We start from the raw sequence: 21,700 nt of genomic DNA on the forward strand, positions 1-21,700 counted from the left end.
CATGACTCCTTCCGCCATCCTCGAATCAGCCCTCTACGTGACCGACCTCAATGCCGCGGAAGAATTCTATTCCGGCGTGCTTGGGCTCGATCTGCTGGGCAAGGTCGACGGCAGGCATCTTTTCTTCCGTTGCGGCGACGGCGTGCTGCTCGTCTTCAACGCCGAGGCGACCAAGGTGCCGCCGGCGCCTGATGCCAGGCTGAAAGTGCCGCCGCACGGCGCTGTCGGCGACGGCCATCTCTGCTTTGCAGCAAGCGCGGACGAGATCGTGCGCTGGAGAGCGCATCTGGCAGCGAAGAAGATTGCCATCGAAAGCGAGTTCGAATGGCCGCAAGGCGGCCGCTCGATCTATATTCGCGACCCTTCCGGCAATTCGATCGAATTCGCCGAGCCAAGAATCTGGGGCCTCTGATGCATTCGCTTGATGGGCACAGAATTGTCGTAGCCAGCCACAATGCCGGCAAACTGCGCGAGTTCGCCGATCTGATGGCGCCATTCGGCATAGAAGCGAAGTCGGCCAAGGAATACGGCCTGCCGGAGCCGGACGAGACCGGCACCACCTTCGAGGAGAACGCCTATCTCAAGGCTTTTGCCGCCGCCAAGGCGACAGGCCTGCCCGCATTGTCGGACGATTCCGGCCTGTGTGTCGATGCTCTGGGCGGGGCGCCCGGCGTCTATACCGCCAATTGGGCCGAGGCGCCGGACGGGTCCCGCGATTTCGGCATGGCGATGCAGCGAGCGGAAGTGGCGTTGCAGGAAGTCGGCGCGGTTGCGCCTGCGCAGCGTAAGGGCCGCTTCGTCGCCGTCATCTGCCTGGCCTTTCCCGACGGCGCGGCCGAATATTTCCGCGGCGAGGTCGAGGGCACGCTGGTATGGCCGCCGCGCGGCGAACTCGGCTTCGGCTACGACCCGGTGTTCGTGCCGGACGGTTTCGAAAAGACCTTCGGCGAGATGACCGCAGAGGAAAAACATGGCTGGAAGCCCGGTCAGCCGACGGCATTGTCGCATCGCGCCCGCGCCTTCCAGAAATTCGCGCAAGCCAGACTGGATTTGGCACGATCGGCCGTGAAATGACCATGCTGCTCGACCGCAGCCCCGGCTTCGGCGTCTACATCCACTGGCCGTTCTGCGCGGCCAAGTGCCCCTATTGCGACTTCAACAGCCATGTCCGCCACCAGACGGTCGACCAGGAGCGTTTTGCGCGCGCCTTCGAGACCGAGCTTGCGACAATGCGCCACCGCACCGGACCGCGCGAGGTGACCAGCATTTTCCTCGGCGGCGGCACGCCATCGCTGATGAAGCCGGAAACCGTGGCGACGGTGCTGGACGCCGTGGCGAAGAACTGGACGGTGCCCGCCGGCATCGAGGTGACGCTGGAAGCCAACCCCTCCTCGGTCGAGTCCGTGCGCTTTCGCGGCTACCGGGCCGCAGGCGTCAACCGCGTGTCGCTCGGCGTCCAGGCGCTGAACGACAAGGATCTGCGCTTCCTCGGCCGCTTGCACAATGTCGATGAAGCGCTGCAGGCGATCGGCCTGGCGCGTGAGATCTTTCCGCGGCTGTCCTTCGACCTGATCTACGCACGGCCCGGCCAGACACCTGAGGCGTGGCAGGCGGAGCTCGAACAGGCTATCGGCCGCGCCGCCGACCATCTGTCGCTCTACCAGCTGACCATCGAGGAAGGCACGCCGTTCCACGCGCTGCATGCGGCCAAGAAATTCGCTATTCCCGACAATGACCATGCCGCCGATCTCTATGCGCTGACGCAGGAGATCACCGCCGCACATGGGCTGCCGGCCTACGAGATTTCCAACCACGCCAGATCAGGCGCCGAAAGCCGGCACAATCTCACCTATTGGCGCTATGGCGAATATGTCGGCGTCGGTCCCGGCGCGCATGGCCGCTTCGTCGAGAATGGCCGCCGCGTGGTGACGATCGCCGAAAGAATGCCGGAAACCTGGGCCAATCTGGTCGAGGCCAAGGGCCATGGCGTCACCGGCGGCGAGACCCTGACGCGCTCGGAAGAGGCCGACGAGTTCCTCTTAATGGGGCTGAGGCTGGCCGAGGGCATCGATCTCTTGCGCTACGAAGCGTTTTCCGGGCGCAGCCTGTCGACGGCGCGGCTATCGATGCTGCAGGGCGAGGGGCTGGTGGCGCCGATCGGCAATGCCCGCCTGCGCGCCACCCCGGCCGGCATGATCGTGCTCGACGCCGTGGTGGCGGACCTGGCGCGGTAAAGCATAGGCCAGGAGCTGAACTGTCACAGACAATTTATCGACTCACGCGCGAGCTTGGCCGCGTTGGGTGTAATCCGGGAAACCCAGAGGGCATCTGGGGTGGAAGAACCCGGGAGGCGTTGCGCCGTTTCGCTCGATACTCCGGCGCTGAGATCGACATGGCGAAACCGACAACAATTGCTTTGAAGAAATTGGAAGAAAGCACAGCTCGCGTGTGTCCGGTGGTTGCCCGGCCGAATTCGATAGAAGCACCCCGCCATGCGAACAACCCGAACACCCGGCCACGACCAATAGCGGAACAGAAGCGTGCCGCCGCTACTCCGAGCGCGAGCAGGCCAGCTCGCGTTTGCAGCGCCGGGGCTCGCCGGGGCAGCGGCTTCTGCCGCGATCCAATTACAATTTGCGAGTGATGTGTCGGCAGAGGTTGCCGATCTGGCGTCGCTCAGCGGCCACGAGCCGTGTTGAAGCCGGTGAGAACCGGTAAGCGGCAGCAGAGAGGTATGCTGGCGCTCCCATCTTCCACCTCGTCCTATCGAAACTCAATAATGTAGCCGTGCGAGCTGTTTTGCGGACCCATATCGTCCCACGTGCTCGCCTTGAGGTCGGCCGTGTCCCGGTTGCCGTCCAGATGAGCATAAAACATCGCAAAATCATCACCCTGCTTGTGCTCGTTGGGGTGGTTGGGAAGCCAATTGTTGTAAGTCATTGCCTCGCCGGTCAGCCATCGCCAGCCGCCACGAGGCTCGCGTCCCCCCGGATCCTGCTCAAGGCCGATCCACGGACCCATCTTGTAGGACACATTTCCGTCGAAGCCAGTTTCGAACATCCGGTCATCAGCCTCGAACAGTCCGTAAACAAAGTCGTTCTCCGCCTTTGACGAGATCGACGCCAGATGCGCTTTACACCGCTGGGCAGCAGATTTGGCGGTCTGCCAAGACGAGTGGCGATCGTAAACCGCCACATAGAGGCGGCTCCCAAACTCGCCGTAGATGATTTCTTTGCCCCTGAGGCATTGCGCGGCGCGAATAATGCGCTCATCGGTTTCGAGCCCTTTCAAATCCTCGGGTTCGAAGAGCCGCGCCTCGTCGGCAGATACGACGGAATTCGTGCTCGTGACGCCAACCAGTTCCAGCCTGTTGGCGACGACGCTATTGATATATCCGGTCTCGGTGAGCCCCAGCGCCTTCTGGTATCGAGAGATCGCCCTGCGAGTCTTTTGACCGAAATTCCCGTCCACCGCGCCTATGTCATATCCGAGGTCGGAAAGCGTCAGCTGGATTTCCTTGCGTTGAGACTGCGTCAGCCTCATACGGCTTTCAGCTTCCTGCGGCGACACGAGGCCATCGCCGCCACCTTCGAGCAGGCGCAGCGCAGCGCGCGCGCTGTCGGAGAAAGAGCCGGATTGGTGCTTGGCCAAGTAAAGCTGCCAGCCGCGTGCAGTGGCAATGCGCTCGGCTTTTTCGAAATCTATCTGGGCGAGAAAATCGGATGCGGCGACAGCGGTCGCCGGCGCGCTGGCGTTGAAGTAAAATTCAGCGGCAATGTTCGAGACAATCTGCGGCGATTGGACGTTGTTCGTCTTTATCCGGACATCGCGGATCACACGCTTGAAAGCCGTACCTACCTCTAGCGAAGGGCTGGCCAGATGTTCAACTAAGGCCGTCGTGAAAGGCGAGTTCTCACCGACTCCATCGTAGGCGACCTGGCCAGGCGAAGCGGAGAAGGCGATCATCGTTCCCGAGCCGGTGGAACTCACCGGCGCCAGCCCCTTCAACGCAGCGCCGCGGGTGACGCCTTCGACGCTTGCATTCAGCCGGTCGGCGATCGGATTATTGCGACAGGCATCGACGAAAAGAAGCGAGAGCGAGGCTTTCCGCTCCATAATGCTTATAATGGAATTCAGCGCGATGGCTTCGGCGTCGACATCAAACTCCGACAGCAGCTCGGCATCGAGCCCGAGCAGAAAATTTTCGCCTTTCAGCTGCATCCCGTGGCCAGCGAAGTAGAACAAGGCGGTGTCGGCTGGCCCGATCTTCTTTGAAAAATTAGAGAGTCCTCTCGCGAAACCGGCCCGGTCGACATTGATCAGACTGTCTACCTCGAAGCCGTTTTCCTTCAGGAACGCTGTAAAGGCACGGGCGTCGGCGGCGGCGTTCGCCAACGGCGTTGTCGCCGTGTAGGCAGAATTCCCGACTACCAACGCAAGGCGCTTACCTTCCGCAGCGCTTAGCGGCGCTGAAAGGCCCAGCACCATCAGAAGCAGAAAAAATAGAAATGTCTGAAGATTTCTGAGCCCCATGGCTGCCTCTCTGCCCTAGCAAAGCCTGAGCAGGAAAAGCATTGGTGTCAACATGGGAATAGGTGTTAGGCGTGTGAGCTGCGTTTCGAAAATCCAACTGCTGGCGCGCCTATATTAGGCTGAATACCTCGATCATCTCGGCGCGCCCTTTGACCTCGTGATAGCCGCAGGACTTGAAATATTGTCTACCTTCGGGCCACTGCTCGACGAACTGGGCGCTGACCAACAGCGGCTTGTCCAGTTTTCGCGTCAATCCCTCAATACGAAAGGCCAAATTGACCGCATCGCCCAGCGCGGTGTTGATGCCTTTGCCCAAAGCGCCGATAGCAACTTCACCCACATGAAGGCCAATGCGGCAGTCGAGTACGATGTCTTGTTGTTCCCTGACCAGTACTCGGGTTGGCGACGTAGCCGCGTCTTCCGCAGCGCGGAGCGCCTGGGCAGCCTGAACCGCAGAGACACAGACATCCGCTGCCGTCCCGTGCCAGTAAGCAAATACACAATCACCAATGAATTTGTCGATTGAGGCACCGTAGTGCGTCAAAATCATATTGCAGTCCATATACCACTCGGCCAGGAGGGCCGCCACCTGTTCCGGGGACAGCCTTGCGCTGATTCCGGTAAACCCCTTCAAATCAGCGACGAACAGGGTGGCCGGCCGGCTCTTGGGGGCTGCCGGGTTGCCCCATTGAGTTTTTGTGTTCGCCGCTTGCGAATCCAGATCGGGGGCAGTCGTGCCCTGTTCGAAAAGAAAAATCGATCTGCCGAACTGGACGCGATCGCCGCTGTGCAGCACACGCGCGGTTGTGAGCGCCACGTCATTCACATAACTGCCATTGGCACTGCCGACGTCAACAACCCAGTAGTTCGCGCCGTCGCGCCGGATCGTTGCATGCTGGCGCGAAACTTCCCCGTCGGCCAGGCGTATGGTGGCATGTTCGCCACGACCAATCAGGTTGAAATCTCCCAGCCTATAGGCCTCGCTGTTGCCCAGTGCGGTTAAAGTTGCCGACACGATCCTCTCCCGTACGCTCAAGCGCGCACGCAGGTGCAATCTTAACACGGAGCGTTAGGGATATCGAAGTCGCATCGGCCGGCACCAACCACGATGCCGACACCCCGTTGACGCACGACCTCGTCTCCTGGGCCGACATCATCTTCGTGATGGAAAGGCGCACCGCGCCAAACTGCAGAAGAAATTCAAGGCCAGCCTGAAGAAGGCGCGCGTGATCTGCCTCGACATTCCGGACGACTAATGAGTCCATGGACCCAGGTCTGGTGCGTCTGCTGGAAGCGCGCGTCTCGAAGTATCTGGGTTGAATGATGTGGCCGAGCGTTTCCCCCCACGCTTTAGAGAGAAAGTGTCTCGGCCAATCGCGAAGGTTGCGGTAGTCAGGCGTCGTGCTTGGGGCGGCGCTTGGCGTGGCCTTTCTCGGCGTCCGCCTCACCGTCGCGCGCCGGCTTGGCGTCGCCCTTGTCGGGGCGGGCGCGGTATCGATCGCTGGTCGGATGTGGGGGCGCTCCGTTGCGGGAGCTTTTGGTTTCAAGGCGGGTGATGAAAATGTCGAAGCGATTGGGCATCGTCTGGTCAGTGCTCCATCGTGCTGCCGGTGCCGGTCGAGGGCTCGATTTTCAGCTTGGTTGCCTTTGACGGACGACGCTTTCGCGGCTTTTTAGCCAAGCTGGCGCCGGCTTTGGCAGGCAGGCTCTTGTCCGTTCGCGCGGCAAAGCGCTTGCGCCCTTCATAGTAGGGTTCGAAAACGTCCTGTATCTTGAGGCTGTCCATCCTGCTCCTCCCGAGATCAGGCATAAATCCGCCGGGCACGGTTTCGTTCCGTACTGTGGCAAAGGCATGGCCGCCGCCTTACTTCGGCATGGGTTTTGCCACCGGGCGTGAGCCGTGCCAAACAGGGTAGAATGCATTCATGGTCAGAGCCTGACGGGGAACACCGGTGACCGGCGAGTTGGCAAGACGCAGCTACGTGATCGGCCAGACCGAGATATCGGCCCGGCCGCTCGAGCCGGCGCTCTACCTGGTTGCGACGCCGATCGGCAATCTCGCCGACATCACATTACGCGCACTTGAAACGCTCGCCGCCGCCGACATCGTCGCCTGCGAGGACACGCGTGTCAGCCGCGTGCTGCTCGACCGCTACGGGATTCGCCGCCGCACCACAGCCTATCACGAGCACAATGCCGGCGAGGCCGGCCCAAAACTGATCGCAGCCTTGCTGGCCGGGCAGAGCGTGGCGCTGATCTCGGACGCCGGCACGCCGCTGATCTCCGATCCCGGCTACCGACTGGTCGGCGAAGCGCTCGACCAGGGCATTCGCGTCGTGCCGATCCCCGGCCCGTCGGCGCCACTCGCGGCGTTGACGGCCTCCGGCCTACCCTCCGACGCCTTCCTGTTCGCCGGCTTCCTGCCGATTAAGACCGGCCAGCGGCTGACGCGGCTGGAAGCGCTGAAGACCGTGCCGGCGACGCTGATCTTCTTCGAATCGCCGCGCCGGCTGGCCGAAACGCTCGGTGCCATGGTCGAGGCGTTGGGTGGCGCCCGCAAGGCCGCGATCGGCCGCGAGCTGACCAAGACCTTCGAGGAGATACGGACCGGCACCTTAGAGTCGCTCGCCGATCATTACGCGGCGGCCGACACGCCGAAGGGTGAGATCGTCATCTGCGTCGGCCCGTCGGAAGCAGCGGCAGACGAACCGGCCGATATCGACCGGCTGCTGCTTTCGCTTGCCGCCGAGATGCCGGCCTCCAAGGCGGCGGCGGAAGCGGCCAAGATGACCGGCGGCCAGAAGCAGGCGCTTTACCGGCGATTGCTTGAACTCAAAGACACCGAACGCAAGGACGCCGGGAAGGGCGGGAAAGACGGCGATGGCTGAACGCCCGGTCGCCAGCCGCCAACGGGCCTATCGGCACGGCCACCACAGCGAGTGGCTGGCGGCTGCGGCATTGATGGTGAAGGGCTATCGGATCCTGGCGCGCCGCCACCGCACGCGGTTCGGCGAGATCGACCTGATCGCCCGCCGCGGCGACCTAGTGCTGATCGTCGAGGTGAAGGCGCGCCGCACACTGATGGAAGCCATGGAGGCTGTTCGCTACGAATCGGAGCGTCGCATCGAAAGCGCCGCCGATCTCTGGCTGTCGCGACAGTCCGACTATGGACGATTGTCGGTGCGTTTCGACATGGTCGCGGTGCTGCCGTGGCGCTGGCCGGTGCATGTCGAGAATGTTTTCTACGGGCGAGACTAGACCATGCCCTGCCGCAAATGGCCGAGATAGGTGGATGTTATCATCGCCTCGTCCATCGGGAACGGGCAAGCAGTGCCAATAGCCGAAACTGCAGCTAAATCTACGTCAGAGTTTGCTTGCGATCGCGATATGCGCCTCCTGTGGGAACGAGAAGCGCCTATCGACCATCATGCTCGGATCAAGGCGCAATCGAGTGGCGGAGGCGACCGCCTCTATCACGCTGTCGCGCTCGGACGCCTGGTAATCGGCCAAGAGGCCAGCCATGGGTGTAGCGATCAGCTGAAAACGTACATAGTCGAGAACAGATGGAAAGCTAATCGTTTTCGTGACGGTGTAGAGTTCGACGTCATCCAGCCCCTCTTTCCTCAACAGATCGCCGACCTCATTCGCGTCAGCAAAAATATGCTCGGCACGTTTGATCTTCGAGGCGTCCGGTCCTAGCCGCTCATCGAGAGCACTTGCAAACGCCTCTGCGCCGGGTGTGCGTTCGATGGCGCTATAGACGCTGAGCGCAACCCTGCCCGAAGATACCAGCACCCGCTTCATCTCGCGGACAGCGCAGGCTCGATCCGGGAAGAACTGGAGACCGAGTTGGCAAAGAACGAGGTAGATCGCGCCGTCATTAACCGGGAGTGCGAGGGCACTGCCTTGCAGCCATTCAATTGGCACACCTGTGTGCGGCACGGACCGCGCGACGGTGAGCATACCCTCATTCAAATCAAGCCCGATGACACGTCCCGTCGTGACCCGTTCGGCAGCCAGGCGCGTCACCACGCCAGTTCCGCAAGCAACGTCGAGTACGGCTTCTCCGCGCTTTGGCTGCACGCGATCGATAAGATCGGCTGCCCATATCGAAGTGATCGCCGGTACCAGGTAGCGCTGGTAAAGCTCGGGCGCGCTGCCATCGAGTTGCCAATGCTCGTGCCCTGACATGGCGCACCTGCAAGATATCGCCTGTTAGCAACGGTACCATGCCACACCACGGGTGTCTGCTCAGATGCGACGTTCCCTCCGGAATTGTGGTGGGGTGAACGTCCAGGAAGGGTTGAGCTCGGTCGTTCAGAGTGATTGGTCCGACCCTAGGGCGACCGTTCCAAACTGACTGTGCCGCCTTACCCCCAGACGAACAGCGCCGCCAGCCCGACGGTGCCGATGACCAGCCGCCACCAGCCGAACAGCGAATAGCCGTGGCGCGAGACGTAGTTGAGCAGGAAGCGCACGACGATAAGCGCCGCGACGAAGGCGGCGATGAAACCGGCGGTGATGACCGGCAGATCTGCGCTGGTCAGCACGTTGCGGTTCTTGAAGAGGTCGAAGGCGAAGGCGCCGACCATTGTCGGCATGGCGAGGAAGAAGGAGAATTCTGCAGCCGCGCGTTTGTCGACGCCCAGAAGCAGCGCGCCGACGATCGTCGAGCCGGAGCGCGACGTGCCGGGGATCAGCGAAAGGCACTGGAACAGTCCGATCTGCAGATAGAGCCTGAGCGGAAACCGCTCGACGTCATGGTAGAGCGGCTTCGGCTTGAAGCGATCCACCCACAGCAGGACCACGCCGCCGATGATCAGCATGATGCAGATCAGCCTCGGCGATTCAAACAGTACCGTCTTGATGAAGCCATGCGCCAGGGCGCCGATGACGGCGGCCGGCAGGAAGGCGACGAGGATGCCGAGGACGAAATGCCGCGTCACCCGATCACGCGGCAGATCGACCAGCATCTGCCATAGACGATGGAAATAGACGCTGAGGATAGCCAGTATGGCGCCGAGCTGGATCAGGATCTCGAATGCCTTGCCGGTCGAATGGAAGCCGAGAAAATGGCCGGCAAGCAGGATATGGCCAGTCGACGAGACCGGAATGAACTCGGTCATGCCCTCGATCATGCCGAGCAGCAACGCTTCGACGATGGTCTGGCTTTCCATGGAAACCTCGGCGTTCGAGTGAGGGCTTTGAAGAACGGCTTGCTTGTCATGGCGCGGAACTCCTCCTATAGGTCGCAGCACCCTGACGGCCACCTGAATTCGGGGCGGCCAAGACTTACCGGCGCAGCCGGCGATTTGCCAGTGCGCTCTATTATCGCGGGACCATGCTGACGCTTTTCCACCACCCGATGTTCGCCACCTGCCGCTTCGTTCGCCTCGCTTTCGGCGAGTATGGCGAGGAGCTGGCGCTGATCGAGGAAAAGCCGTGGATGCGGCGCAAGGAATTCCTGGCGCTGAACCCGGCCGGCACGCTGCCGATCCTGCTTGCCGAGGGCGACGTGCCGATTGTCGGCGCGGTCGTCATCGCGGAATATCTCGACGAGACGCGCGGCGTCTTGAAGCGCGACAAGCGGCTGTTCGCCGAAGACCCGATGGAGCGTGCGGAAATCCGCCGGCTGACCGACTGGTATCTGAACAAGGCCGAGGGCGAGGTTACCCGGCATCTGGTGCGCGAGCGCGTGCTGAAGCCGGTCATGCCGGAAACGGCGGGCGGCGGTTCGCCCGATTCGGCGGCGATCCGCGCCGCCCGCGCCAATATCCGCCAGCACATGAAATACACCAACTGGCTGGCCGGCACCCGCCATTGGCTGGCCGGCAACAAGGTCACCTATGCCGACCTCGCGGCTGCGGCTGCGCTGTCCGTGCTCGACTATCTCGGCGAGATCGACTGGCGCGAACACGCTGCCGCGCGCGAATGGTATGCACGGGTGAAATCACGGCCATCGTTCCGGCCGCTTTTGTCCGACCGGGTGCGCGGCCTGTCGCCGGTGTCACATTATGCGGACCTCGATTTCTAGAGCGCAAAACCTGCGCGCGCTGATCGACCGCGAGGCACGGCGCGCCGGTTTCGATGCTGTTGCCGTCACCACGCCAAATGCCATCCCGCAGGCGCCCGCGCGGCTGGCCGAATTTGTCGCCGACGGCTTCCACGGCTCTATGGGCTGGATCGCCGAGACGCTCGAACGCCGCGGCCAGCCGACGGCACTTTGGCCTGAGGTTCGCTCGATCATCGTGCTGGCCATGAACTATGGCCCCGACCACGACCCGCGCGCAGTGCTGGCAAAGCGCGACCGCGGCGCGATCTCCGTCTATGCGCAGAATCGCGATTACCACGACGTGATGAAAGGCCGGCTGAAAGAGATCGCCGGCAAGATCGTGGTGCGCGCCGGCGGCGACGTAAAAGTGTTCGTCGACACCGCTCCGGTGATGGAAAAGCCGCTGGCAGAAGCCGCCGGCCTCGGCTGGCAAGGCAAGCACACCAATCTGGTCAGCCGCGAGCACGGCTCCTGGCTGTTCCTCGGCACCATCTTCACGACGGCCGAGCTTGCACCCGATACGCCCGAGGACGACCATTGCGGCTCCTGCCGCGCCTGTCTCGACGTCTGTCCGACCGACGCCTTTCCGGCTTCCTACCGGCTCGATGCGCGACGCTGCATCTCCTACCTCACCATCGAGAACAAGGGGCCGATCCCGCACGAGTTCCGGGAAAAGATCGGCAACCGCATCTATGGCTGCGACGATTGCCTCGCCGCCTGCCCGTGGAACAAGTTTGCCCGGGCGGCGTCCGAGGTGAAACTTGCCGCTCGCGACGATTTGCGCGAGCCGCCGCTCGCCGATCTCTTGGCGCTCGACGACGCGGCCTTCCGGTCGTTCTTTAGCGGTTCGCCGATCAAGCGCATCGGTCGCGACCGCTTTGTCCGCAATGTGCTGATCGCCGCCGGCAATTCCGGCGAACCCTCGCTCGGCAACGCCGTGCGTGCCCTGCTCGATGACGCCTCGCCCCTGGTGCGCGGCGCGGCGGTATGGGCGCTGTCACGGCTTGTGCCGGCTCAGGAATTTGCCAAATGGGCCACCGCTGCGGTGAAAGCAGAACGCGACGAGGCCGTGCAACGCGAATGGCGAATGGCGCTGGCAAATCAAATCGAGACGCATGCATGAGCGAAAAGCAGATCTTCATTTTTGGCGCCGGCTATTCGGGCAAGGCATTTGCACGCGCCAACAAGGATGCCGGCACGATCTTTGGGACAACACGCGCAGCGGAAAAATTCGAAGCGCTGCGGCAAGCCGGAATCCAGCCGCTGCTTTTCGATGGCACGCTGACACCCGAAATCGGCGATGCGCTCGAGAAAACCACCCATCTTGTCGTCTCGGTGGCGCCGGACGAAGCCGGCGACCCTGTGCTGAATGCAGCGCGCGAGACAATCGCGGCGAAGATGCCGGCGCTCCAATGGATCGCCTATCTCTCCACCGTCGGCGTCTATGGCGACCATGGCGGCGACTGGGTGGACGAGACCGCCGAATGCCGGCCGGTGTCGAAGCGTTCGATGATGCGTGTCGCCGCCGAGCAGGACTGGCTGAAACTGGGTCGGGACATCGGCCGGCCGGTGGCGATCCTGCGGCTTTCCGGCATTTACGGGCCGGGCCGCAATGCCTTGGTCAATCTGGACAACGGCACTGCGCGGCGGCTAATCAAGCCCGGCCAGGTGTTCAACCGCATCCATTGCGACGACATTGCGGGGGCGCTCTGGCATCTGCTCCAGGACAATCGCGGCGGCATCTTCAACGTCACCGACGACGTGCCGGCGCCGCCGCAGGACGTCGTCACCTATGCCGCAGGGCTGATGGGTATCGAGCCGCCGCCGGAAATTCCGTTCGAGACCGCCCAACTTTCGCCCATGGCGCGGTCCTTCTATGGCGAGAACAAGCGTGTCGCCAACACTGCGATCAAGGCGGCCGGCTATCGCTTTCGCTTTCCCGACTACCGGTCGGCCTTCGACCGTATGTGGGCTGACGGCAACTGGCGTGACGGCGAGGCGCGCAGCCCGATGAAGCGGTCGTGATCGAAACGTCGCGCCGGGCGTGATATGATTCGACTTAATTCGCAGAGGGGTTCTGCCTCATGAAAACGTTGATGCGATCATTGCCCGGCAGAACGCTGCTGCTGACAGCAGCACTCGCCGTTCTCGCCATAGCGGGGCTTGCAGCGCGACCTGCAGCAGCCGAGGAACTGGCAAAAAACCTGTTCGGCGCCAAAAAGCTGCCGGCCGTGGCCGCGCCGCAGTCGATCGGTTTTTATTCCAAGGGCTGCTTTGCCGGCGGCGTCGCCATTCCCCTGAACGGTCCGAAATGGGAGGTGATGCGGCCTTCGCGCAACCGCCGCTGGGGCCATCCGACGATGATCGCGCTGATCGAGAAACTGTCGCGCGACGCCGCGGCCGATGGCTGGCCCGGCCTTTTGGTCGGCGACATTTCGCAGCCGCGCGGCGGCCCGATGCTGACCGGCCATGCCTCGCACCAGATTGGCCTCGACGCCGACATCTGGCTGACGCCAATGCCCGACCGCAAGCTTTCGATCGAGCAGCGCGAAAACATGAGCGCCACCTTGCTTGTCGACGAAAAGACCCACCTGGTGAAGGATGAGCTCTGGGTACCGGCGCATACGCGGCTCCTGAAGCGCGCGGCAAGCTATGCGGAAGTCGAGCGAATCCTGGTCAATCCCGGCATCAAGAAGAAGCTCTGTGACACGGTGAAAGGCGACCGCGCATGGCTGCGCAAGGTCAGGCCGTTCTGGGGCCACGACTATCACTTCCACATCCGCATCGGCTGCCAGCCCGGCTCGCCCAAATGCAAAGCACAGGAAAACACGGCGCCAGGCGACGGCTGCGACCAGTCGCTGGCCTGGTGGTTCACCGAGGAACCATGGCGCCCCAACAAGAACCCGGACAGGCCGAAAGCACGCGACCTGATGACGATGGCGAGCCTGCCTGCGGAATGCCAGGCAGTGCTCGACGGGCCAGATCCGGCTTCGGCGGAGGCGGTCACCTATTATGGCGACGGCGTGCCGGTCGCGACGGCACCCGTTCTCACGAAGGCCCCGGCGCCGGCGCGGGCATCCGCAAGCGGCGCGGCAGCGCTCCCGGCCTCGATCAACGCCTTCGCGGCAACGCCCGAGATCGGCATTCCGCTGCCCCGGCCGCGGCCGGGGAACTGAGGCGATATTGGGGAAAGGCGGTCGAGGGTGCTCTCAAACGCAGCGGCGCTCTTACGTGACGGCATTGATCCCAGGGTCTGCGCCGTTACAGTGGTGGTCGAAGGGTGCAACGATCCGGGTTGTCCGCGCCCGTTTAGGCCAAATCTCACCGCATCTTGCTCTGAATCCTAGGGCGCCGCATTTCGAAAACTGATTTCCCTTTCCCGGGTCATGCGCTAGTCAACGAAGGAACGGCGGAACGCCACTGGGAACCGGGACGGACGAGAGCATGCCAGGCGACGACGAGACAGCGCTGCAGTTTCCGGTCCTGATCGGCGACATCGGCGGCACCAACGCGCGCTTTTCGATCGTGCTCGACGCGAACTCGGAACCCACCGAACCGCAGATCGTCCAGACCGCCAATTTCAACACCATCGACGAGGCGATCCAGGCGGCGGTGCTCGACCGCTCGTCGGTCCGGCCCAACTCCGCCGTGCTGGCGGTGGCCGGCCCAGTCGACAGCGACGAGACCCCGCTCACCAACTGCCCATGGATCGTCAAGCCGAGAAAGATGTTTGCCAGCCTCGGCCTCAGCGACGTCGTGGTGCTCAATGATTTCGAGGCGCAGGCGCTGGCCGTCGTGGCGCTCGGCGAAGAGCATATGGAAAAGATCGGCGGCGATGCGCCGGAGCCCAATGCGGGACGGGTGGTGCTCGGCCCCGGAACCGGGCTTGGCGTCGCCGGCCTGGTCCATGCGCTGAACCACTGGATACCGGTACCCGGCGAGGGGGGACACATGGATATCGGGCCGCGCACGCCGCGCGATTTCCAGGTCTTTCCGCATATCGAGAAGCTCGAGGGCAGAATCTCCGGCGAGCAGATCCTGTCCGGACGCGGCCTGGTCAATGCCTACCGGGCGGTGGCCAAGGCGGACGGCAAGCCGACGCCGTTCACCACGCCGGCCGAGGTCACCGCCGCGGCACTGGCGAAGTCAGATCCGGTGGCCGAGGAAGCGCTGTCGATGTTCGTCACCTGCCTCGGGCGCACCGCCGGCGACCTTGCGCTGGTGTTCATGAGCCGCGGCGGCGTCTTCCTGACCGGCGGCATCGCGCAGAAAATCCTGCCGGCGCTGAAAACCGGCAATTTCCGCGCCGCCTTTGAGGACAAGGCGCCGCACAGCGAGCTGATGCGTACCATGCCCGTCTATGTGATCACCCATCCGCTGGCAGCGCTTTCCGGGCTCGCGGCCTATGCCAGAAACCCGTCGCTGTTCGGCGTCCAGACGGCAGGGCGGCGCTGGCAGGCCTAAGCCCCCGGGGAAGTTTTGGCGGCCTCGGCCATAGGCAAGCCGCCACCGGGGCGCTAAGAGGATTGCCGAATTGGTCCGGCCGCGAAGCCGAACCGACATCACTGGAACGATCCCGACTTGAACCAGTCGCCAAACCACCAAACCAAAGCCCGGCCCGGCGAGATCGTGGCGGTGATCCGCCGCATCATCGCCGAGAACAGCCACGACTATCGCTGGTATTATGTTCTGGCCGTTCTGTGCCTGGTGACGGTTGCGGCCACGACCGCCTTCACCGCCTGGATCATGAAGGATGTCGTCGACCAGATCTTCTACGAGCAGCGCGGCGATCTCATCGCGCTGATCTGCGTATCGATCCTGAGCGCCTTCATGCTGCGCGGGCTGGCCACCTACGGCCAGGCGGTAACGCTGGCTAGGATCGGCAACAATCTGGTGGCCCGCTACCAACGCCGCATCTTCGCTCATCTGATGAAGCTCGGCATCGGTTTCTTCAACGACACGCGCTCGGGCCGGCTGGCCGCCCAGATCAACGAGAACGTCAACGGCATCCGCGATCTGCTGTCGATGACGCTGACCTCCGTGGCACGTGACGCCGTATCGCTGATCGCGCTGATCGGCGTCATGATCTGGCAGGATCCGATGCTGTCCCTGATGTCGCTGCTGATCGGGCCGCCGCTGATCTACACGGTGATCTACCTGACCCGCAGAATAAGGCGCGCAACGCGCGAAGCGGTGCAGATCAACTCGCGGCTAATCGGCGCCATGCAGGAGGCAACGCAAGGCATCGCCATCGTCAAGGCCTTTACGCTGGAGGACGAGCTGTCGCGCCGCATCAGCGGTCTTGTCGACAGTGCCGAGCAGAGGGCAAACCGCATCGCCCGCGTGTCGGAGCGGCTGACGCCGATCTCCGAAATGCTGGCCGGCTTCGCCGTTGCCGGCGTCATCGCCTATTCCGGCTACCGGGCAGCCGTCGGCGGCCAGCCGCCGGGCGCCGTCTTTGCCTTTATCACCGCATTGCTGCTCGCCTACGACCCGGCCCGGCGGCTGGCGCGCATGCAGGTCGGCATGGAAAGGGCGCTGGTCAACGCGCGCATGATTTACGAGCTGCTCGATCTCGAGCCGCAGCAAGGCGACGCACCCGGGGCGGCCGAAGCGAAGATCACCCGGGGCGAGGTGCGCTTCAACAATGTGTCATTCGGTTATGTCGCCGGCGCGCCGGTGCTGCAGGATCTCAGCTTCGTTGCCGCCGCCGGCAAGATGACGGCCATCGTCGGCGCCTCGGGCGCCGGCAAGTCGACGCTGGTGGCGCTGTTGCAGCGTTTCTATGATGTCGATGCGGGCAGCATCGAGGTCGACGGCCAGGACATTTTAGAGATCACCAAGCAGTCGCTGCGCAGCTCGATCGCCTATGTCTCGCAGCAGCCCTATCTGTTCGAAGGCTCCATTCGCGACAACATTCGCTACGGGCGGCTGAGCGCCAGCGACGCCGAGATCGAGCTGGCCGCGCAACAGGCCGAGGCTGATGGCTTCATCCGCCAGCAGCCGCAGGGCTATGACACCCCTGTCGGCGAAGGCGGCCTGACGTTGTCGGGCGGCCAGCGCCAGCGCCTGTCGATCGCCCGCGCCATCGTGCGGCAGGCGCCGATCCTGCTGCTCGACGAGGCGACCTCGGCGCTCGACAACGAAGCGGAAGCGCGCGTCCAGCAGGCGCTGACCCAGATCATGGCGGGGCGCACGACCATCGTCATTGCGCACCGGCTGTCGACCGTGGTCAATGCCGATCATATCATCGTGCTGGAACAGGGCCGGCTGGTCGAGCAAGGCACGCATGCCTCGCTGATGGCCGACCCGCACAGCGTCTATGCCCGGTTCCACCGGGTGCAGGGCAACAAGGGGCTGGGGCTTGTCGACGACGGCAAGCCAATCCAAACTCTGCTGCGGCGCGCGAAAAAAGCGATTGGGAGAAATTTATGAGCGGTACGGCCACAAACGACCCCGTCAGTGAAATGGGCCTGGTGGTGGTCGGCGCAGCCGGCCGCATGGGCCAGGCGCTGATCCGCGCCATCCACACCAATCCGGGCGCCCGCGTCGCCGGCGCGATCGAGCGGGCCGGCTCGCCCCATCTCGGCAAGGATGCCGGCGAGCTGGCCGGCATCGGCACTATCGGCGTCGTGATCGGCGACGATCCGCTGCCGGCCTTCGCCAGGTCCGACGGCGTCCTCGATTTCACCAGCCCGGCGGCGACCGTCGAATTCGCCGGCTACGCGGCGCAGGCGCGCATCGCCCATGTCATCGGCACCACCGGCTGCTCGGACGACGACAATGCCAGGATCACTGCTGCGGCGCGCCACGCGACGATCGTCAAGTCAGGCAATATGAGCCTCGGCGTGAATCTACTGGCGGTGCTGGTGGAGCAGGCGGCGCGCGCGCTCGATGCCGACGATTTCGATATCGAGATCCTGGAAATGCACCACCGGCACAAGGTCGACGCGCCGTCGGGCACGGCGCTGCTGCTCGGTGAAGCCGCCGCCGCTGGGCGCGGCATCGACCTTGGCGGGAACAGCGTGCGGTCGCGCGACGGCCATACCGGCGTGCGCAAGACCGGCTCGATCGGCTTCGCCACGCTGCGCGGCGGCTCGGTGGTCGGCGACCACTCCGTGGTGCTGGCCGGCACCGGCGAGCGCATCACGCTCGCCCATCATGCCGAGGACCGGGCGATCTTCGCCCGCGGCGCGGTCAAGGCAGCACTTTGGGCGCGCGGCAGGAAGCCGGGACTGTATTCGATGCGCGACGTGCTCGGACTCGCCTGAGACGATCTGATCCACAAACTGAAGGAGCAAAAATGTCGGGAACTCTCGTGCTCGTGCGCCATGGCCAGAGCGAATGGAACCTGAAGAACCTTTTCACCGGCTGGCGCGATGTCGACCTGACCGAACTGGGCCACGCCGAGGCCAAGCAGGCGGGCCAAAAGCTGAAGGCGCGCGGCATGAAATTCGACATCGCCTTCACCTCGTCGCTGATCAGGGCGCAGAAGACCTGCCAGCACATTCTCGACGCGGTCGGCCAGAGCGATCTCGAGACCATCCGCGACCAGGCGCTGAACGAGCGCGACTATGGCGACCTCTCCGGCCTCAACAAGGACGACGCGCGCCAGAAATGGGGCGAGGAGCAGGTGCATGTCTGGCGCCGCTCCTACGACGTGCCGCCGCCCGGCGGCGAAAGCCTGAAGGACACCGGCGCGCGCGTCTGGCCCTATTATCTGCACGACCTGCAGCCGCATGTGCTGCGCGGCGGCACAGTGCTGGTGGCGGCGCACGGCAATTCGCTGCGCGCGCTGATCATGGCGCTGGACGGCAAGTCGGGCGAGGAGATCGTCAGACTGGAGCTCGGCACCGGCGTGCCGGTCATCTACAAGCTCAACGCCGATTCGACGGTGGCATCCAAGGAAGTGCTGGAGGGCTGAGCCGGCGGGGCACCTTTCAAAAAAGCGCGTTGACACTCACCGTTTGCCCGCCTAAAGAGCCCGCACCAGCCCAGATGGCGGAATTGGTAGACGCGCACGGTTCAGGTCCGTGTTCCGCAAGGAGTGGAGGTTCGAGTCCTCTTCTGGGCACCAATCCCTTTGTAAGCTCTTGATTTCCTGGAAACCTTAGGTTTCCGGGTCATCGGCTGCTACACAAAGGTGCTGTCGCCTTGCGAATGACCTCACCCAACAAGGCGTCCTGATACGCCCCCTGGTTCGTAAGGCGCATTCCTGCAGACATCTTGAGGTTGGCGCGCGGCGGCCGCGTTGTGAGCATCTTCCCATACGGAATGTCATCGAGTAGCGTGCGGGGCGGCATGTGACGGCGCTCTCCTTGGCGAATGCACTGCCGCACCTTCAGCAGTTGCCGTCAGAAGATGGGGCTGGTGTCACAACCCGGTGCTTGCCGTGACGAGTTGTTCCCGTCCCGGTTCGTTTCGGCACCGAAGCGAGGGGGAAGAAAATGCACAACCGATTTCGGCGGTGCCTGCGGAGAATGTCGCTGGCGGCATTGATGCTGGCGGTAAACGTCCCGGTCCACGCGGCTGATCTCGTCATTGCGATGCCGAACTGGCCGTCGGGCCAGGCGACGGCAAACATTCTCAAGGTCAGCCTGAAGCAACATTTCGGGCTCGATGCCGATGTGCGCGAGATGGGGACGCTTATTGCCTTTGCCGGCCTCGATTCGGGCGAGGTGGATATTCATCCCGAAATCTGGTTGCCCAACCTGGACAATCTGGTGAAGAAGTATGTCGACGGCGCCGGCACGGTAGCCATCAGCCCCATCGGTGTGCCGGCATGGCAAGGCATATGCGCTACCCGCGAAACTGCCGACAAATTCGGCATTCGCGACATTTCGGATCTCGCCGACCCGCGCAAAACCGCAGCGTTGGACACTGATCGGGACGGACGCGGAGAACTCTGGATTGGCGCCGAGGGTTGGTCCTCGACGGCGATCGAGCGTGTCCGCGCCAACAGCTATGGCTACGCCGAGACAATGACATTGCTGGAGACGCCGGAGGATGTCGGAATGGCCGCTGTCGATGCCGCGGTTGCCACGGCTCATCCGATGGTGTTTGCCTGCTATGCGCCGCATCACGTGTTTAAACTGCACGAAATTGTCCGGCTTACCGAGCCGCCTTTTGACCCGGCAAAGTGGAAGATCGTGCTGCCTTCCGAGGACCCGCTCTGGGTCTCGAAGTCAAGCGCGCCGGTGTCATGGGATACGGCACATTTCCACATCGCTTACGCCACCTCGCTGCGCAAGAAATATCCGAAGGTGGTAGAGTTCCTGGAACGGGTCGACCTCAAGCCCGAGGACGCTACCAAGATGAGTTATGCGCTCCAGGTGGAGCGCCAGGATCCTTACGAGTACGCCAAACAATGGGTTGCCGCGCAGGGCGCTCGAGTGCAAGGGTGGGCAAATCCATGACTGGAAAGCTGACGATCGCGGGACGCGCCGCTCTCCAGCGTCGCTCCCTGACGGCAATTGTCGCGGTAGCGCTCGGTCTTGTCGCGGTGGCGGCGCTGGCTGCCGGAACACAGGTTTTCGATCCGAAAACCCGCAAATGGGTGGACTACGACCGCACCAGGGCGCGCAAATACTATGCCGCGCATAATGAAGTGCCAGAGGCGTTTCGCCCGCAGATGGTCAAGTTCCGCACGGCGGAAGTGCCTGGTACGATCATCATCGATGGCAACCAGCATTTTCTCTACCTTGTGCAGCCGGGTCAGCGCGCCATGCGCTACGGCATCGGGGTGGGCCGGGAAGGCTTTGGATGGGCCGGAATCGTGCGCGTCGGCCGCATGGCGGAATGGCCGACCTGGACGCCTCCGGCCGAAATGATCGCTCGCGACCCGAATGCGGTCAAACATGCGGGAGGCATGCCGGGAGGGCCCGACAACCCGCTCGGCGCCAGGGCGCTCTATCTGTATGAGCGCGACCAGGACACGATCTACCGGATACACGGCACGCCGGAGCCGTGGACGATCGGGCTCGACGTGTCATCAGGGTGTATCCGAATGCGGAACGACGACATCACCGATCTGGCGTCGCGCGTCAAGGTTGGCGCCAAGGTCATCGTTCTCATGCAGGGGGCGGCACTTTACAAGGGTGTGTAAAGCCGGGGTGTGTGAAGCGGCATTCGGAGAGGGACAAGCAATGTCGGCAAAACCTGCAGTGAGAATTTCGATCCGGGCAATAGCAATTGGATTCTTGGCGGGGGGCCTGAGCGCTTGCGTCAGCGCGCCGCCGCCGCCGCCTCAGGACCAGATGTCCAGGACCCAGGTCGAGACGGCCCCGGCGGACCTCCAGCTGCTTTGCGCCGACGCGGTGGCCAAGGCGAGTGGCGCCGATAGCACCAAAATACTTCCGGTTTCATCGAGCAAGATCGATTCCAAAACCTATCAGGTCGAACTCGATGCCAGCGGCAAAAAGACAAGCTGCCTTGTGGATACGGACGGCAATGTCAAATCCGTTCAGCCCACCTGATCCGCTCTGGTCGAAGGATTTTGCGGCGATCTGACGATTGCCGCGAAAACTGGCGGTCGACTTGACGTGACGACGTCGGCGGCGACCGGACGCAGCCTGCCTCAACCCAGCGGCATCGTCGTGATTGGCACGTCCGGGCATTAGCTGTACCATCCCCACGCCGGGCGCCGATGCGGCGTGTGCCGGCGAGGGAGAAACGTCCATGTTACGATCAATTTCGCTTGCGGTTTTCCTGGCGGTCGTTCCTGCGACAGCCTTTGCAAATTCATGCCCGACCATCATGGCCGCAATCGACGCGGCGTTGCCAACCGCGACGCTGTCCGAGGCCGATAAGACCAAGGTCAAGGAACTGCGCGCCCAAGGCGAGAAATTGCACGCCGCCGGCGATCATGCAGGGTCAGAGGCTGCGCTCAACCAGGCCAAGACGATGCTCGGCATATAATTGCGGCAAGCCAACTGAGCGACACGCGGCTTCCTGTTCGTCGATACAGTGATTTTGACAGATCGGCGATCGGCAGCGAGCGTCGATCCCCGTCAGTGGCGAATCGCAAACGTTTGAGACTAGAGCGGGTCACGCTTTGACGGAATCGAAAGGGATTCCGGATTGGTCTGATTTGTGATTCAAGATGCTGGCTGGATT

The 21,700-nt window shown here is 63.1% G+C and carries 24 protein-coding genes, 1 tRNA gene and 1 pseudogene; 19 read left to right on the forward strand and 7 right to left on the reverse strand.

Annotated features, from left to right (window positions below; all coding sequences use genetic code 11):
* The first annotated feature begins 1 nt into the window (after position 1).
* Genes CIT31_RS04990 through hemW form a run of 3 tightly spaced genes read left to right on the forward strand, consistent with a single transcriptional unit; the run spans position 2 to position 2,234 of the window.
* Complete coding sequence (locus tag CIT31_RS04990; RefSeq protein ID WP_095517661.1) at positions 2-412, forward strand: VOC family protein; 411 nt, start codon at positions 2-4, stop codon at positions 410-412.
* Positions 412-1,074 carry an RdgB/HAM1 family non-canonical purine NTP pyrophosphatase gene (gene rdgB, locus CIT31_RS04995; RefSeq protein WP_095517662.1) on the forward strand — a complete coding sequence of 221 codons (663 nt, stop codon included), beginning with the start codon at positions 412-414 and terminating at the stop codon, positions 1,072-1,074. The genes CIT31_RS04990 and rdgB overlap by 1 nt, the downstream gene beginning before the upstream one ends.
* Positions 1,071-2,234, forward strand: a complete 1,164-nt coding sequence (hemW, locus tag CIT31_RS05000; protein WP_095517663.1) for a radical SAM family heme chaperone HemW — start codon at positions 1,071-1,073, stop codon at positions 2,232-2,234. The genes rdgB and hemW overlap by 4 nt, the downstream gene beginning before the upstream one ends.
* A gap of 529 nt (positions 2,235-2,763) precedes the next feature.
* Here hemW and CIT31_RS05005 read toward each other — a convergent pair.
* Entirely contained in the window at positions 2,764-4,533 is a 1,770-nt protein-coding gene (locus CIT31_RS05005) for a caspase family protein (RefSeq protein ID WP_095517664.1), read from the reverse strand.
* Between the two features lie 109 nt (positions 4,534-4,642).
* The gene (locus tag CIT31_RS05010; protein ID WP_165778345.1) at positions 4,643-5,548 is read right to left on the reverse strand and encodes an adenylate/guanylate cyclase domain-containing protein; all 906 of its coding nucleotides are present in this window, start codon (positions 5,546-5,548) and stop codon (positions 4,643-4,645) included.
* 56 nt (positions 5,549-5,604) lie between these two features.
* On the opposite strand from CIT31_RS05010, the pseudogene CIT31_RS34925 reads away from it, so the two are divergent.
* Positions 5,605-5,853: pseudogene (locus CIT31_RS34925) on the forward strand (low molecular weight protein tyrosine phosphatase family protein); the annotation flags it as partial.
* Positions 5,854-5,925: 72 nt separating this feature from the next.
* Here the strand turns inward: CIT31_RS34925 and CIT31_RS05020 are convergent.
* The gene (locus CIT31_RS05020) at positions 5,926-6,114 is read right to left on the reverse strand and encodes a hypothetical protein (protein WP_095517666.1); all 189 of its coding nucleotides are present in this window, start codon (positions 6,112-6,114) and stop codon (positions 5,926-5,928) included.
* 7 nt (positions 6,115-6,121) lie between these two features.
* The gene (locus tag CIT31_RS05025; protein ID WP_095517667.1) at positions 6,122-6,319 is read right to left on the reverse strand and encodes a hypothetical protein; all 198 of its coding nucleotides are present in this window, start codon (positions 6,317-6,319) and stop codon (positions 6,122-6,124) included.
* Positions 6,320-6,485: 166 nt separating this feature from the next.
* On the opposite strand from CIT31_RS05025, the gene rsmI reads away from it, so the two are divergent.
* Together rsmI and CIT31_RS05035 are read left to right on the forward strand one after the other, a co-directional pair.
* Positions 6,486-7,421 (forward strand): 16S rRNA (cytidine(1402)-2'-O)-methyltransferase, encoded by a 936-nt coding sequence (gene rsmI / locus CIT31_RS05030; RefSeq protein ID WP_095517668.1) that lies wholly within the window; start codon positions 6,486-6,488, stop codon positions 7,419-7,421.
* Positions 7,414-7,791, forward strand: a complete 378-nt coding sequence (locus tag CIT31_RS05035) for a YraN family protein (RefSeq protein WP_095517669.1) — start codon at positions 7,414-7,416, stop codon at positions 7,789-7,791. Before rsmI ends, CIT31_RS05035 begins: the two co-directional genes overlap by 8 nt.
* 105 nt (positions 7,792-7,896) lie before the next feature.
* Here the strand turns inward: CIT31_RS05035 and CIT31_RS05040 are convergent, their stop codons facing one another.
* Positions 7,897-8,724: a class I SAM-dependent methyltransferase gene (locus CIT31_RS05040; RefSeq protein ID WP_095517670.1), complete on the reverse strand. Its 828-nt coding sequence runs from the start codon at positions 8,722-8,724 to the stop codon at positions 7,897-7,899.
* Between the two features lie 179 nt (positions 8,725-8,903).
* Entirely contained in the window at positions 8,904-9,710 is an 807-nt protein-coding gene (locus CIT31_RS05045; protein ID WP_095517671.1) for an undecaprenyl-diphosphate phosphatase, read from the reverse strand.
* A gap of 164 nt (positions 9,711-9,874) precedes the next feature.
* On the opposite strand from CIT31_RS05045, the gene CIT31_RS05050 reads away from it, so the two are divergent.
* The 12 genes from CIT31_RS05050 to CIT31_RS34930 all read left to right on the forward strand — a co-directional run bounded on the left by CIT31_RS05050 (position 9,875) and on the right by CIT31_RS34930 (position 21,060).
* Positions 9,875-10,567 carry a glutathione S-transferase family protein gene (locus CIT31_RS05050; protein ID WP_029347960.1) on the forward strand — a complete coding sequence of 231 codons (693 nt, stop codon included), beginning with the start codon at positions 9,875-9,877 and terminating at the stop codon, positions 10,565-10,567.
* Positions 10,548-11,708, forward strand: a complete 1,161-nt coding sequence (gene queG / locus CIT31_RS05055) for a tRNA epoxyqueuosine(34) reductase QueG (RefSeq protein ID WP_095517672.1) — start codon at positions 10,548-10,550, stop codon at positions 11,706-11,708. The genes CIT31_RS05050 and queG overlap by 20 nt, the downstream gene beginning before the upstream one ends.
* Complete coding sequence (locus tag CIT31_RS05060) at positions 11,705-12,610, forward strand: SDR family oxidoreductase (RefSeq protein ID WP_095517673.1); 906 nt, start codon at positions 11,705-11,707, stop codon at positions 12,608-12,610. The genes queG and CIT31_RS05060 overlap by 4 nt, the downstream gene beginning before the upstream one ends.
* 59 nt (positions 12,611-12,669) lie before the next feature.
* On the forward strand, positions 12,670-13,761 hold the full coding sequence (mepA, locus tag CIT31_RS05065) for a penicillin-insensitive murein endopeptidase (protein WP_095517674.1): 1,092 nt from the start codon (positions 12,670-12,672) through the stop codon (positions 13,759-13,761).
* Between the two features lie 268 nt (positions 13,762-14,029).
* Positions 14,030-15,049, forward strand: coding sequence for a glucokinase (locus CIT31_RS05070; RefSeq protein ID WP_095517675.1), 1,020 nt, complete (start codon positions 14,030-14,032; stop codon positions 15,047-15,049).
* A gap of 117 nt (positions 15,050-15,166) precedes the next feature.
* A complete protein-coding gene (locus tag CIT31_RS05075; protein WP_095517676.1) occupies positions 15,167-17,020 on the forward strand; it encodes an ABC transporter ATP-binding protein in 1,854 nt (617 codons plus the stop codon).
* Positions 17,017-17,856 carry a 4-hydroxy-tetrahydrodipicolinate reductase gene (gene dapB / locus CIT31_RS05080; protein WP_095517677.1) on the forward strand — a complete coding sequence of 280 codons (840 nt, stop codon included), beginning with the start codon at positions 17,017-17,019 and terminating at the stop codon, positions 17,854-17,856. Before CIT31_RS05075 ends, dapB begins: the two co-directional genes overlap by 4 nt.
* A 32-nt stretch (positions 17,857-17,888) precedes the next feature.
* On the forward strand, positions 17,889-18,509 hold the full coding sequence (locus tag CIT31_RS05085; protein WP_095517678.1) for a 2,3-bisphosphoglycerate-dependent phosphoglycerate mutase: 621 nt from the start codon (positions 17,889-17,891) through the stop codon (positions 18,507-18,509).
* Positions 18,510-18,577: 68 nt separating this feature from the next.
* Positions 18,578-18,662: transfer RNA gene (locus CIT31_RS05090), tRNA-Leu, on the forward strand.
* A 421-nt stretch (positions 18,663-19,083) separates the two neighbouring features.
* A complete protein-coding gene (locus tag CIT31_RS05100) occupies positions 19,084-20,001 on the forward strand; it encodes an ABC transporter substrate-binding protein (RefSeq protein ID WP_245316104.1) in 918 nt (305 codons plus the stop codon).
* Positions 19,998-20,690 (forward strand): L,D-transpeptidase, encoded by a 693-nt coding sequence (locus CIT31_RS05105; RefSeq protein ID WP_165778346.1) that lies wholly within the window; start codon positions 19,998-20,000, stop codon positions 20,688-20,690. The genes CIT31_RS05100 and CIT31_RS05105 overlap by 4 nt, the downstream gene beginning before the upstream one ends.
* 40 nt (positions 20,691-20,730) lie before the next feature.
* Entirely contained in the window at positions 20,731-21,060 is a 330-nt protein-coding gene (locus CIT31_RS34930) for a hypothetical protein (protein ID WP_095517682.1), read from the forward strand.
* On the opposite strand, the gene CIT31_RS34090 is transcribed toward CIT31_RS34930, so the two are convergent.
* Positions 20,947-21,342 carry a hypothetical protein gene (locus tag CIT31_RS34090; protein ID WP_165778330.1) on the reverse strand — a complete coding sequence of 132 codons (396 nt, stop codon included), beginning with the start codon at positions 21,340-21,342 and terminating at the stop codon, positions 20,947-20,949. The genes CIT31_RS34930 and CIT31_RS34090 overlap by 114 nt on opposite strands.
* On the opposite strand from CIT31_RS34090, the gene CIT31_RS05115 reads away from it, so the two are divergent.
* On the forward strand, positions 21,263-21,502 hold the full coding sequence (locus CIT31_RS05115; protein ID WP_095517683.1) for a hypothetical protein: 240 nt from the start codon (positions 21,263-21,265) through the stop codon (positions 21,500-21,502). The two genes, CIT31_RS34090 and CIT31_RS05115, sit on opposite strands and share 80 nt — an antisense overlap.
* The last annotated feature ends 198 nt before the right edge of the window (positions 21,503-21,700 follow it).

Source organism: Mesorhizobium wenxiniae, from assembly GCF_002284535.1.
GTDB lineage: Bacteria > Pseudomonadota > Alphaproteobacteria > Rhizobiales > Rhizobiaceae > Mesorhizobium > Mesorhizobium wenxiniae.